The organism is Aeromonas sobria (assembly GCF_000820145.1).
Classification (GTDB): Bacteria; Pseudomonadota; Gammaproteobacteria; order Enterobacterales; family Aeromonadaceae; genus Aeromonas; species Aeromonas sobria.
Genome location: NZ_CDBW01000032.1, coordinates 255,803 through 269,256 on the forward strand (window position 1 = coordinate 255,803; position 13,454 = coordinate 269,256).

Sequence of the window (13,454 nt, forward strand, 5' to 3'; positions counted from 1 at the left end):
GTTTTAATCGGCAGATCATTGAGTTGGCAGCAGTGCCCGACTTTTGCGAGGCGCCCGTTTACGGTTAAGCTGGCAGTCAATCGTATCAATCACACCAATCGTACTAATCGGCAAGGATGCCCGATGAACTTTACCTTTCGCCAGATCCGTTATTTCGTGGCCGTGGCCGACAGCTTCTCAGTGAGCCGCGCCGCCGCCGAGCTGCATATCTCCCAGTCGGCGGTCACCAGCGCCATTCGCGAGCTGGAGACCGAGCTGGGCGCCCCGCTATTCGAGCGCAATCCGCGCGGCGTCACCCTCACCACTCAGGGTCACCAGTTTTTGCTCCATGCCCGCCGTATTCTCGGCGCCATGACCGAGGCGAGCCACTCCCTCAAAGCGGTGGCCCAGCAGGATCAGGGGCGGCTCACCATCGGTGTGACCACATTGGTGGCGGGTTACTACCTGTCTGAGGCGCTCGGCCGCTTTCGCCGCGCCTTTCCGGCGGTACAGATCGAGGTGAAGGAGGATGAACAGCCTTTTCTGGAGCATCAGATCGTCAACGGCGAGGTGGATGTGGGGATCCTGATGACCAACCGCACCATCCGGCAAGAGGCGTTTGATACCGAGTTGCTGACCCGCTCGCCGCTGCGGCTCTGGCTGGCCGCCAACCACCCGCTCTGTGCCGAGTCGACCCTCTCCCTGACGGCACTGGGGGAGGAGCCGATGATCTCGCTGACCGCCGATCAGCTCGATCAGATCATCGGTGGCGGCCTGCGTCGTTACGGCATCTCCCCCCGTATCGTGCTGCGCACCGCGTCGGTGGAGGCGGTGCGCAGTCTGGTCGCCAGCCAGCTCGGGGTCGCCCTGCTGCCCGATTTTGCCTATCGCCCCTGGTCGCTGGAGCAGGAGCGGGTCGAGGCTCGCCCCATCAAGGAGCCCATTCCCGCCATCGATATCGGGCTGGTGTGGCGCCGTGGTTCTCGGCTGGATTGGACGGCGCGGGAATTTATCGATATCGCGCGGGATCAGAGCCGGTTACGGGCCCGTCAGGCGCTCCCTCGCTAGCCATCTCTTGCGGGGTTGCCACCAAAATTCAGATTCATCTGCACTCGATATCGATTTAGCTGATACCTGAGCCACCAAAAATTGAAATATTCATCGTATTGCCACTCCCCTAAGCTCATTGCTGGTTAACAGGATGTTAACGCCCATGGCGGCGTTCCTTCACCTGATGCAAGTCAACACAATGCAAGGAGTGCATGATGAAATTGACCCCTCTGATGCTGGCTCTTGTCCCGGCGCTGCTGGCAGGCCAGACCCAGGCTGCCCCGACCGAGCTCGGCAAGGGTGAAGGCCAGCTCAATATCGTGGCCTGGGCTGGTTACGTCGAACGTGGCGAGACCGACAAGAACTACGACTGGGTGACCGGATTCGAAAAGGAGACCGGCTGCAAGGTGAGCGTCAAGACGGCGGCCACCTCGGACGAGATGGTGGCGCTGATGAACGAGGGGGGCTTCGATCTGGTGACCGCCTCCGGCGATGCCAGCCTCCGTCTGATTGCCGGTGGTAAGGTGCAGCCGCTCAATCTGGCGCTCATTCCGAGCTACCGCAAGATTGATCCCCGGCTGCAGAATGCCCCCTGGCACACGGTGGATGGCAAGCACTACGGCGTGCCCTACCAGTGGGGTGGCAATATCCTGATGTACAACACCAAGGTGTTCCCCAAGGCGCCGGACTCCTGGAACGTGGTGTTCGAGGAGCAGACCCTGGCGGATGGCAAGTCCAACAAGGGGCGGGTGCAGGCCTTTGATGGCCCGATCCACATCGCAGATGCAGCCCTCTATCTGATGACCCATCAGCCCGCGCTAGGCATCAAAGACCCTTACGAGCTGAACGAGGATCAGTACAAGGCCTCCCTCGATCTGCTGCGCAAGCAGCGCCAGCTGGTGGGACGCTACTGGCATGATGCCTTCGTTCAAATCGATGACTTCAAGAATGAAGGGGTGGTTGCCTCCGGCTCCTGGCCGTTCCAGGCCAACACCCTGATCGCCGACAAGCAGCCCATCGCCACCACTGTGCCCAAGGAGGGGGTCACCGGTTGGGCCGATACCAGCATGGTGCACAGCGATGCCAAGAACCTAACCTGTGCTTACAAGTGGCTGGAGCACTCCCTGAACAACAAGCTGCAGGGGGATCTCGCCTCCTGGTTTGGCTCGGTGCCTGTGGTACCTGCCGCCTGTGAGGGTAATGCCCTGCTTGGCCCGAAAGGGTGCAAAACCAACGGTATCGACAACTTCGATCGGGTTCGCTTCTGGCGCACTCCTGTCTCCCAGTGCAAGAGCCAGGGAACCTGTGTGCCCTATTACCGCTGGGTTTCCGACTATATCGCCATTCTGGGTGGTCGCTAAGGCGGGGTGATCAAGGTGGTCGCCACAGCGGCTACCTTGCCAACAGCAGGGGAGCGGCGCCTCCTCTGCGTGACCGCCGAGACCGGATAATCAAGCGGGCCGGACAGGAGTCCGGCCCATCCCAGTACAGACAAGGACGCCCCATGAACGCCGTACAATTTGACCGGGTCAGTCGCCACTATGGCGAGGTGAAGGCGGTCGACGACATCTCTTTCCAGATCCCCTCCGGGGAATTCTTTACCCTGCTGGGGCCGAGCGGTTCCGGCAAGACCACCTGCCTGCGGATGATCGCGGGCTTTGAATACCCGAGCGAGGGGGAGATCCGCTTGTTTGGCGAACCTTGCTCCAAGGTGCCGCCCTATGATCGCAACCTCAACACCGTGTTTCAGGACTATGCCCTGTTTCCCAACATGGATGTGCGCGACAACATCGGTTATGGCCTGATGCTCAAGGGCGTCGCCAAGGCACAGCGCTACCGCAAGGTGGACGAGATGCTGGAGCTGGTGCGACTGCCCGACGTCGGCAAGCGCCGCCCAAGCCAGCTCTCCGGCGGCCAGCGCCAGCGTATCGCCATCGCCCGGGCCCTCATCAATCAGCCGCGCATCCTGCTGCTGGATGAGCCGCTGGGGGCCCTCGATCTCAAGCTGCGCGAGCAGATGCAGCTTGAGCTCAAGGCGTTGCAACGCCAGCTTGGCATCACCTTTATCTTCGTCACCCACGATCAGCAGGAGGCGCTCTCCATGAGCGACCGGATCTGCATCTTCAGTCAGGGCAAGATCGAGCAGATCGCCGCCCCCGATACCATCTACGATGCTCCGGCGACGCCGTTTGTAGCCCGCTTCGTCGGCACCGTCAATCTGTTCGAAGGGGAGCAGGCCAGACGGCTGTGCGGAGACGGCAGCCAGATGATGGTACGTCCGGAGCGGATCCGGCTCAGTGAAGCGGGTACGCCGGGCTGGTCGGGGGAGATCCGCGAGGTGGAGTATCTGGGTCCCTTTGTCCGTTATCGGGTCAGCCTCGGGGAGCAGATCGAGATCATCGTCAACCACCCCAATGAGGGGCAGGCTCGCCTGAGCCGTGGTACCCAGGTCAGCCTCAGCTGGCCGGAGCAGGCCATCCATCGCCTGAGCGCCGCCCATCAAGGGGCGCAGCCATGAGTGCCCCTCACAGTGCGAGTCTTGCCATGAACCATCAGCCCGACCCTGCCCGTTTCAGGCCGCTGCGCCGTCTCTCCACCCTGCTCTATGGCAGACCCGGCTTGCTGCTGGCGATCCTGCTGGGGCCGCCGCTGCTGTGGCTCGGCATCATCTATGTCGGCTCCTTGCTGATGCTGCTCTCCAACTCCCTGTTCGGGCTGGACGAGTTCAGCGGTCAGGTGCGCCACGAACTGGGGCTGCAAAACTTCGTTGCCCTGTTGCGGCCGGAGAATCTGGATGTGATCGGCCGCACCGTCGGCATGTCGCTGCTGGTGACCCTGGCCTGTGCCCTGCTCGGTTTTCCGGTTGCCTACTACATGGCGCGCTACACCAGTGGCAAGACCCGGGCGCTGTTCTATGTGGGGATCATGCTGCCGCTCTGGTCCAGCTATCTGGTGCGGGTCTATGCCTGGAAGCTGATTTTGGCCAAGGAGGGGGTGGTGAGCTGGCTGGCCGACAGCATGGGGCTGGAGTGGCTGCTCGATGCCATCCTCTCCTTGCCGGTGATAGGTGGCCCGTCGCTCTCCTTCTCGCGGCTCGGCACCTTTATCGTGTTCGTCTATGTCTGGCTGCCCTTCATGATCCTGCCCATTCAGGCGGCGGTGGAGCGTATTCCGCGATGCCTGCTGGAGGCGAGCAGCGATCTGGGGGCGACACCTGCCCAGACCTTTCGCAACCTGATCCTGCCGCTGGCGTTGCCTGGTGTGGTGGCGGGCTCCATCTTCACCTTTTCGCTGACCCTAGGTGATTACATTATTCCCGGCATCATTGGCAACTCGACCATGTATATCGGTCAGGTGGTCTACATGCAGCAGGGAACGGCGGGCAATCTGCCCTTTGCCGCCGCCTTCTCGCTGGTGCCAATCCTCATCATCGCCATCTATCTGGCGATTGCGAAACGACTGGGGGCTTTTGATGCGCTTTGACCCTATCGCTTTGAACCGGCAGCAAGGAGGCCGTCATGTCAGCTAGCTCCGTGATCAGTCAGGGAGAGCGCCCTTCGGGCCTGCTCAAGTACGCCGCCATTGGCGGGCTCTTGTTCCTGCACTTTCCCATTCTGTTTATCTTCCTCTACGCCTTCACCAGCGAGAGCAAGAGTTACCAGTTTCCGCCCCCCGGGCTCACCCTCAAGTGGTTCGAGGTGACCCTCAATCGCCCCGATGTGTGGCGCGCCATCCAGCTGTCGCTGGAGGTAGCGGGACTGGCGACGCTGGCGGCTATGATCCTCGGTACTCTGGCGGCAGGGGCCATTGCTCGCAGCCGCTTCTTCGGTCAGGAGGTGGTGTCACTGCTGCTGGTGCTGCCCATCGCGCTGCCCGGCATCGTCACCGGTATCGCGCTGCGCTCCGCCTACGGCTTGATGGAGATCCCGTTCAGCTTCTGGACCATCGTCATCGGCCACGCCACCTTCTGTGTGGTGGTGGTCTACAACAATGCGCTGGCCCGTTTTCGCCGCACCAACCAGTCGCTGATCGAAGCGTCGATGGATCTCGGGGCCGACGGCTTCCAGACCCTGCGCTATGTGATCTTGCCCAATCTGGCCACGGCGCTGCTGGCGGGGGGCATGCTGGCCTTTGCCCTGAGCTTTGACGAGGTGATCGTCACCACTTTCACTGCGGGCCAGCAGACCACCCTGCCCATCTGGATGTATCAGGAGCTGATCCGCCCCCGTGACCGGCCGGTTACCAACGTGGTGGCCCTCATCATAGTGGCCTTCACCACTATCCCCATTTTGCTTGCCTACTACCTTACTCGCGACACCCATGATGTCGCTGGCAGTGGCAAATGATGACTCAACGCGTGCGCAAGGATGCAACCATGAAACTTTCTACCCAACTCTTGATTGATGGCCAGTTTGTGACCGGCGAGGGGCAGGCCGAACCCATTCTCAACCCGGCCAACGGCGAGCAGATCGCCGCCGTGCCGGAAGCCTCGTTCGAACAGGTGAACCGGGCGGTGAACGGTGCCCAGCGCGCCTTCGCCCAGTGGAGTCGCACCACCCCGGCCCAGCGCAGCAACCTGCTGCTGCGTCTTGCTGATCTCATCGAGCGCCACGCCGAAGAGTTCGCGGCGCTCGAATCCCTCAACTGCGGCAAACCCTATCTGGCGGTACTCAACGACGAGCTGCCTGCGGTGGTGGACTGCTTCCGCTTCTTTGCCGGGGCTGCCCGTTGTCTGCAAGGGCCGTTGGCGGGGGAGTATATCGAGGGGCACACCAGCATGATCCGCCGCGATCCCATCGGGGTGGTGGGCAGTATCGCCCCCTGGAACTACCCGCTGATGATGGCGGCCTGGAAGATGGCACCGGTGCTGGCGGCGGGCAATACGGTGGTGCTCAAACCCTCCGAGCAGACCCCGCTCACCGCCCTGCGCCTTGCTGAACTGGCCAGCGAGATCTTCCCCCGCGGCGTCATCAACGTCATCTGCGGACGCGGTGAAAGCGTGGGGGCGCCGCTGGTGGATCACCCGCTGGTGCGGATGGTGTCGCTCACCGGTGACATCGCCACCGGCCAGAAGATCCTGCAGAGCGCTGCCCGCACCATGAAGCGCACCCACCTTGAACTGGGGGGCAAGGCGCCGGTCATCATCTTCGACGATGCGGATCTGGAGGCGGTGGTGGCGGGTATTCGCACCTTCGGTTTCTACAACGCCGGGCAAGATTGCACTGCCGCCTGCCGTATCTATGCCCAGGGCAAGATCTACGACAAGTTCGTCGCGGCCATGACCGATGCGGTGGCCTCCATCAAGGTGGGCAGCCAGTACGAGGAGGGGGTCGAGATGGGGCCGCTTATCTCGGACAGACAGCGCAACCGGGTCGCCAGCTTTGTCGAGCGGGCCCAGAGCAGCGGTCATGTGGAGGTGACAGCGGGGGGCAAGATCCGTCCCGGCAACGGCTTCTTCTTCGAGCCGACCCTGATTGTCGGGGCCCGTCAGGAGGATGAGATCGTGCGGCGCGAGGTGTTCGGCCCAGTGGTGTCGGTGACCCGTTTCAACGATGCCGAGCAGGTGGTGCAGTGGGCCAACGACTCTGACTATGGTCTCGCCTCGTCGGTCTGGACCCGGGATTTGAGCCTCGCCAGCAAGGTGGCCAGCCACCTGCAATATGGCTGCACCTGGATCAACACCCACTTCATGCTCACCTCCGAGATGCCCCACGGCGGTATGAAAATGTCGGGTTACGGCAAGGATCTCTCCCTCTATGCGCTGGAGGATTACACGGTGCCGCGCCATATCATGGTCAAGCTGTAGTGGGAGTTACTTAGCTGGTCGTCACAATTTATTTACAACTGTTTCCGGCAGCCGACTCATGGGTCGGCTGCTTTTTTTGTTGCCATTTCGTTACAGTGAAGCCGTGATGAAACGGCAAGGCGCCTTGATGTGGCGCCAGAGGATGGAACCGCTATGGCAACCTTTTACACCGCCCACCAGCCGGATGCTGACGGGGTGATCCACTACAGCAACGAAGAGCACGGCACCTGGCAGATCCTGATCGAACGTCAGTTCGCCGCCCTCGATGGCAAGGGGTGTGATGAGTATCTGGCCGGTCTCGACAGGCTGGGATTGCCCCGTGATCGCATCCCCCAGCTGGCCGAGATCAACGCCGTCTTGCAGCCTGCGACCGGCTGGTCGGTGGCGGCGGTGCCTGCGCTCATCTCGTTCGATCGCTTCTTCGCCCTGCTGGCCAATCGCCAGTTTCCGGTGGCCACCTTTATCCGGCGCCGGGACGAGCTCGACTACCTGCAAGAGCCCGATATCTTTCACGAGATCTTCGGTCACTGCGCCATGCTGACCAATCCGGCCTTTGCCCACTTCACCCACCTCTACGGCCAGCTTGGCCAGCAGGCGAGCAAGGAGCAGCGGGTCTTTCTGGCGCGGCTCTACTGGTTTACCGTGGAGTTTGGCCTCTTGGCCACGGCGGATGGGCTGCGCATCTATGGCGGCGGCATTCTCTCCTCCATCGGTGAGACCGCCTATGCCCTCTCCGGCAAGCCGCTGCTGCAACCTTTCGAGCTGTTGACCGTGCTGCGCACCCCCTATCGTATCGACATCATGCAGCCCACCTATTTTGTGCTGCCGAGTCTCGATCATCTCTACCAGCTGACCGGGGAGGAGATCATGGCTGCTCTGGCCGAGGCCAGTCGGCTTGGCCTCTATCCGCCGCGCTTTGAGGTTGTCGCTGGCAAGCAGGCGAGCTGACCAAAAGCAAACAACCCTATTTCATTTTCATTAATTTTTCATTAATTCAAGCAGGAGTAACCCATGTCCGAACTGGCCAGCCAGCAGTGTGAAGCGTGCCGCGCCGATGCCCCCAAGGTGAGCGATGAGGAGCTGCGCGAGCTGATGCAGCTTATCCCCGACTGGCAGCCGCTGGTGGAGGAGGGGGCGCTGCAACTGCGGCGGGAATTTCTCTTTCGCAACTTCAAGGAGGCGCTCGCCTTCACCAACCGCCTGGGGGAGCTGGCGGAGGCGGAGTTTCATCATCCCGCCATCCTGACCGAGTGGGGAAAGGTGACCGTCAGCTGGTGGACCCACAAGATCGGCGGCTTGCACCGCAACGACTTCATCATGGCTGCCCGTACCGACCAATTGTCCAGATAAGTTGAGAGCAGGTTGAGGCGGAGTATCCCCCTTCCTGCATCTCTGACCGAGTGGGGAAAGGTGACAGTCAGCTGGTGGACGCACAAGATTGGAGGATTACACCGCAACGACTTCATCATGGCGGCGCGAACCGATCAGTTGCTCCGATAATCTCACCACACACCAGCGTCATCGGTTGACCCGGGCCTGCCTGCGAAAGCAGCGTAGGCCCGCATTTTTATGGGCTGGCGCTCGCACTGGGGGGATCGAGACTGTATTATCAGCTCATTCATAGAGTTAGCTAGGAAGTGTGTCCCGAATGCGTCTTGAAGTCAGCTGTGAAGACCGCCTGGGCCTGACCCGGGAACTGCTCGACCGTCTGGTGGAGCACAATATCGATCTGCGCGGCATCGAAATCGATACCTCAGGCATCATCTATCTCAACTTTCCCGAGCTGGAGTTCAGCGATTTTCAGCACCTGATGCCGGAGATCCGCCGCATTCCCGGTGTCTACGACGTCAAGACTATCCCCTACATGCCTTCCGAGCGTGAGCACCACGAGATTGAGGCGTTGCTCAAGGCGCTGCCGGATCTGGTCTTCTCCCTCGACAGCAAGGGCAAGGTGACCCAGGCCAACCAGTCGGCCCTCACCACCCTCGGCTTGCCGGTGGAGGAGGTGCGCGGTGTGGCGCTCGGTTCGCTGGTCAAGGGCTTCTCTTTCACCCGCTGGCTGGAAGCGAGCGAGATCAAGCCGCAGACCTGCAAGCTCAGCTTCAATGGCGAAGAGTATCTGGCAGATCTGATGCCGCTGTTCGTGGCGGAAGCGCGCGGCAAACAGGCTCTGGCTGGTGCCGTGGTGGTACTCAAGTCGGCCCGCCGGGTTGGCATGCACTTCAGCGCGCTTCATGCGGTGGAAGTGGAGGGCTTCGAGCATCTGCAGGCCGAGAGTCCCAAAATGAAAGAGGTGCTAGGTCAGGCCCGCAAACTGGCGATGCAGGATGCACCTTTGCTCATCGTCGGCGAGACCGGCACCGGCAAGGAGCTGCTGGCCCGCGCCTGCCATGCTGCCAGCCTGCGTTCCAGCCACCCCTTTATGGCGCTTAACTGCGCCGCCATGCCGGATAACGTGGCCGAGAGCGAGCTGTTTGGTTATGCCCCCGGCGCTTTTGGCAATAACACCGAGGGCAAGCGCGGTGTGCTGGAGCTGGCCAGTGGCGGCACCCTGATGCTGGACGAGATCGGCGACATGTCCCCTCATCTGCAGACCAAGTTTCTGCGGGTGCTGCAGGATGGGGTATTCCGCCGGGTCGGTGACGAGCAGGAGGTGAAGGTCAACGTGCGTTTCATCTGTACCACCCAGAAGCAGTTGCTGGATCTGGTGCACGAGGGGACCTTCCGCGAAGATCTCTACTACCGCCTCAACGTGCTGAGTCTGGCGTTGCCCCCCCTGCGCGAGCGCAAGGCGGACATCATGGTGCTTGCCCAGCAGTTTGTCTCCCGCTTTGCCAGCGAATTACAGCGGCCTCGCCCGCGCTTTACCCGCAACATGGCCGACTACCTGACCGCCTACCGCTGGCCGGGCAACGTGCGCCAGCTGCGCAACTGCCTCTATCGTGCCATGACGTTGCTGGAAGGGGATGAGCTGGGGCCGGAGCAGATTGACCTGCCGGTCACCGCCGACACAGTGCCGCTGATTGACGAGTGGTTCGAAGGGGACCTGGACGATGCGGTCAAGCGCTTCGAAAGCCAGTTGCTGGCAAGACTCTACCCCTCCTTTCCGTCAACCCGTCAGCTGGCCAAGCGCCTGGGTGTGTCGCACACCGCTATCGCCAATAAACTGCGAGAATACGGTATCAGCAAGAAGTGATCTGCGCCTTGATGCACGCCACCAAAGAGCCCGTCGCCAGACGGGCTCTTTCGTTTATTTATACGGCGGTGAGCAATGACAACAGAGGGAGCCTTGTCAGGCCATCACTCGCCAACTTACTATCAGCGTCTATATATCCGAACCGCAGTGCAGTTGCAGCGGTGTTGTTAAGGCGGCCAGTTTCTGATCATGTTGTTACGCTATTTCCCCCGTATCATTGCTTGTCTGGTGCCCGTGCTGGTAGCACTCGGGCTGCTGCTGCCCCGTGGCGGGTTGGCGGAAACAGTACGGCCGGCAACAGTGCAGTCGGAAACCGCAGCGGAGAGCCGGGCAACGGCGGTCAGGGAATTAGTGCTCGATCTACTGAGCTACACCCGCTGGCCCGCCGAGCCTGCGGTGCTGCGCATGTGCGTGGCGGCGCCGACCGAATATGCCGGCCACCTTTTTACCATCAACCGTCAAGCTAATGGCCGCCGGGTACAGGTCAATCGCTACGAGGCGAACGATCCGGCTATCAGCAGTAACTGCGATGTGCTCTATCTGGGGGTACTCGACGAGCCGACCCGGATTGCGCTGTTTGCCCGCCTGCAGGGACACCCCGTGCTCAGCATCAGCGAATACAACCACGACTGCACCAGCAGTTCGGTGTTCTGCCTGCAGACCTCTCAAGACCAAGAGCGGATACGTTTTAAAGTTAATCTTGATGCGTTGGCGTTAAGTGGTGTGAAGGTGCACCCCGCTGTGCTCAAGTTGGCCCATGCCGGCCAGGAGGCCCCATGAGTCGACCGCCGATCGTGGCTTCCCGCCGTCTGACCCTGCGTCAGAGCCTGGGGCGAACCCATCTGGTGGCGGCCATCACCGCCGTCAGCGTAGCGGGACTGTTTTTGACTCTTGTCACCTTGCTGGTGGTGCGGTTGTACGCCGACCACAATCTGGAACTGGTGGCTCGCGCCATCAGCTACAGCGCCGAAGCGGCGGTAGTGTTCCACGATGAGGAGGCGGCGAGCGAGGCGCTGATCGGCATTGTTGCCCATGAAGAAGTGGCTGAGGCCACCATCTTTCTGAACAATGGTCAGCAGTTTGCCAACTGGGTGCGTCCCAGAAGCAACCCGCTGGTGACACTGGAGGACTATCTGGCCCAACTGCTGATGCCGGGGCCGGTGAAGATCCCCATGTTGCGAGGGGGTGAGCAGATCGCCACCATCGAGCTGCGCGGTCATGGCGAGTATCTGTTGCTGTTCTTGCTCTCGGTGGTGCTGGTGATGGCGCTCTGTCTTGCCCTGAGTGCCATGTTGGCACTCCATGTGGCCGGGCGGATGCAGGTCACCATCACGTCACCCCTGCGCCAACTGGCGCTGGTGGCCCACTCGGTGCGCCGTCAACGCACCCTGGGGATGCGTGTGCCGCCGGCCGATATCGTCGAACTCAACGAGCTGGGGGATGACTTCAATGCCCTGCTGGATGAGCTGCAGGATTGGCAGGCCCATCAGGCCCGCGAAAATGCCAGCCTGCTCCATCAGGCGACCCACGATGCCCTGACCGGACTGCCCAATCGCGCCCTGTTTGAAGCGCGGCTCGGGCAGGCGATATCTGCGGGCGAGCAGGGGGGATTTGCGCTGCTCTATCTCGACTGCGATCGCTTCAAGCAGATCAACGATACCTTCGGCCACAATGGTGGCGACGATGTGCTGATCGCCCTCTCAAGACGGGTGCAACATCAGCTGCGTCCGGATGATCTGGTGTTTCGCCTCGGTGGCGACGAGTTTGCGGTGCTGGTTGGCCCGCTCCAGCGGCAGCATGAGGTGGAAGAGGTGATTGGCCGCATCCAGCAGGCGATGAGCGAACCGGTGGCGCTGCGTGACGGTCGTCAGCTGGTGGCCGGGGTGAGTATCGGCTTTGCCGTCTATCAGGTTGGCATGAGTGCCAGCGTGCTGTGTGATCAGGCCGATGCCGCCATGTATCTGGCGAAACGGGCGCGCCGCAGCGAACAGCAAACCATCGCCTGACTGGCAAGAATAACAACATAAACAAGGAGCAAACCATGAAGATCACCCACCTGTTGAAAGTCACCCTGCTGGGGTTGATGTTGTCGCTGCTGGCTGGTTGCCAGAGCGCGCCCAAGGGGTTGACCCCGGAGCAGATCGCCGTGCTCAAGGAGCAGGGTTTTTATCTGAGCGATGAGGGCTGGACACTGGATCTTGCTAATCGGGTGCTGTTTGCCAACAACGTGGGTGAGCTGACCCCTCAGACTCGTCAGGTGGTCGAAAAGTTGGGCAACACCCTGCTGGGCGTAGGGCTGGACAAGGCGCGGGTGGATGGCCACACCGACAACACCGGCGAGAGCAGCTACAACCAGCAGCTCTCGCTGACGCGGGCCCAGTCTGTGGCGGACGTGCTGATCTCTGTGGGCATGAAGCCCGCCAATCTGGAGATCCATGGCCGCGGGGCGACCATGCCGATCGCCGATAACCACACCAGAGACGGCCGCGCCACCAATCGTCGGGTCGCTATCGTGATCAGCGATCAATAAACACAATTCTATGCAGTCAACCATGACAAAAGAGCGCCTGAATAGGCGCTCTTTTGGATCGTGATAATCGCTATCGCACATTCATCCGGCTTGGAATTATTGTGAACGCGGTTGACCGTTATTGTCGTGATGGCTGCGCAGACGGATGTTGATCATCTCGACCAGCAGTGAGAAGGCCATGGCGAAGTAGATGTAGCCCTTCGGAATATGCAGATCCATCCCCTCAGCCATCAGGGCAAAGCCCACCAGCGTCAGGAATGAGAGGGCCAGCATCTTGATGGTGGGGTGGGTATCCACAAAATCGCCGATGGACTTGGCGGCAAACATCATGATGAAGACGGCGATCATGATGGCCAGCACCATTACTGGCACGTGATCGGCCATGCCGACCGCGGTGATCACCGAGTCGAGGCTGAATACGATATCCAGAATGGCGATCTGGATCAGGGTGCTGATAAAGCCTGAGGCCGCTTTGCTGACACTCTCCGGCTCGGCTGCCCCTTCCAGGGTGACGTGGATTTCGTGGGCGCTCTTGCCGATGAGGAACAGGCCACCCAGCAGCAGGATCAGGTCGCGGCCGGAGATGGCTTCACCCAGCACGGTGAAGAGCGGAGCGGTGAGGCGCATCACCCAGGCGAGCGAGAGCAGCAGCAGGATCCGGGTACCCATTGCGAGCCCCAGACCCAGAACCCGCGCTTTTTGGCGCTGGGCCTCCGGCAGGCGACCTACCAGGATGGAAATAAAGATGATGTTGTCGATACCCAGCACGATCTCGAGCAGGGTAAGGGTGGCGAGAGCGACCCAGGCAGAGGGATCAAGAACCCATTCCAGCATGATTGAACCTTGGTTGAAGAAAATGAAACGGGGCATTTTAGCAGGAGGAACCAGTGCTT

General features: G+C 61.1%; 12 protein-coding genes and 1 pseudogene. 12 read left to right on the top strand and 1 reads right to left on the bottom strand.

Annotated elements, in window-relative coordinates:
• Positions 1-123: 123 nt before the first annotated feature.
• The 12 genes and pseudogenes from BN1135_RS14900 (at position 124) to BN1135_RS14955 (ending at position 12,561) form a co-directional block, all read left to right on the top strand.
• Positions 124-1,047 (top strand): LysR family transcriptional regulator, encoded by a 924-nt coding sequence (locus BN1135_RS14900; RefSeq protein WP_005346246.1) that lies wholly within the window; start codon positions 124-126, stop codon positions 1,045-1,047.
• Between the two features lie 197 nt (positions 1,048-1,244).
• Positions 1,245-2,390: an ABC transporter substrate-binding protein gene (locus BN1135_RS14905; protein WP_042022421.1), complete on the top strand. Its 1,146-nt coding sequence runs from the start codon at positions 1,245-1,247 to the stop codon at positions 2,388-2,390.
• A 143-nt stretch (positions 2,391-2,533) separates the two neighbouring features.
• Positions 2,534-3,547: an ABC transporter ATP-binding protein gene (locus BN1135_RS14910; RefSeq protein ID WP_042022423.1), complete on the top strand. Its 1,014-nt coding sequence runs from the start codon at positions 2,534-2,536 to the stop codon at positions 3,545-3,547.
• Positions 3,544-4,512: an ABC transporter permease gene (locus tag BN1135_RS14915; RefSeq protein WP_042022424.1), complete on the top strand. Its 969-nt coding sequence runs from the start codon at positions 3,544-3,546 to the stop codon at positions 4,510-4,512. The genes BN1135_RS14910 and BN1135_RS14915 overlap by 4 nt, the downstream gene beginning before the upstream one ends.
• Before the next feature lie 35 nt (positions 4,513-4,547).
• On the top strand, positions 4,548-5,375 hold the full coding sequence (locus BN1135_RS14920) for an ABC transporter permease (protein ID WP_042022426.1): 828 nt from the start codon (positions 4,548-4,550) through the stop codon (positions 5,373-5,375).
• 29 nt (positions 5,376-5,404) lie between these two features.
• Positions 5,405-6,835, top strand: a complete 1,431-nt coding sequence (locus BN1135_RS14925) for a gamma-aminobutyraldehyde dehydrogenase (RefSeq protein WP_042022428.1) — start codon at positions 5,405-5,407, stop codon at positions 6,833-6,835.
• A gap of 153 nt (positions 6,836-6,988) precedes the next feature.
• A complete protein-coding gene (gene phhA, locus BN1135_RS14930; RefSeq protein WP_042022431.1) occupies positions 6,989-7,783 on the top strand; it encodes a phenylalanine 4-monooxygenase in 795 nt (264 codons plus the stop codon).
• Positions 7,784-7,846: 63 nt separating this feature from the next.
• Positions 7,847-8,335: pseudogene (locus BN1135_RS14935) on the top strand (4a-hydroxytetrahydrobiopterin dehydratase).
• A 148-nt stretch (positions 8,336-8,483) separates the two neighbouring features.
• A complete protein-coding gene (gene tyrR / locus BN1135_RS14940; protein ID WP_042022434.1) occupies positions 8,484-10,031 on the top strand; it encodes a transcriptional regulator TyrR in 1,548 nt (515 codons plus the stop codon).
• A 189-nt stretch (positions 10,032-10,220) separates the two neighbouring features.
• Positions 10,221-10,811, top strand: coding sequence for a regulatory sequestration protein YfiR (locus tag BN1135_RS14945; RefSeq protein WP_042022436.1), 591 nt, complete (start codon positions 10,221-10,223; stop codon positions 10,809-10,811).
• On the top strand, positions 10,808-12,037 hold the full coding sequence (locus BN1135_RS14950; protein WP_042022439.1) for a diguanylate cyclase DgcN/YfiN: 1,230 nt from the start codon (positions 10,808-10,810) through the stop codon (positions 12,035-12,037). Before BN1135_RS14945 ends, BN1135_RS14950 begins: the two co-directional genes overlap by 4 nt.
• 35 nt (positions 12,038-12,072) lie before the next feature.
• Complete coding sequence (locus tag BN1135_RS14955) at positions 12,073-12,561, top strand: outer membrane lipoprotein YfiB (protein ID WP_042022440.1); 489 nt, start codon at positions 12,073-12,075, stop codon at positions 12,559-12,561.
• Between the two features lie 96 nt (positions 12,562-12,657).
• Here the strand turns inward: BN1135_RS14955 and BN1135_RS14960 are convergent, their stop codons facing one another.
• Positions 12,658-13,395, bottom strand: coding sequence for a TerC family protein (locus BN1135_RS14960; RefSeq protein ID WP_042022442.1), 738 nt, complete (start codon positions 13,393-13,395; stop codon positions 12,658-12,660).
• Between the last annotated feature and the right edge of the window lie 59 nt (positions 13,396-13,454).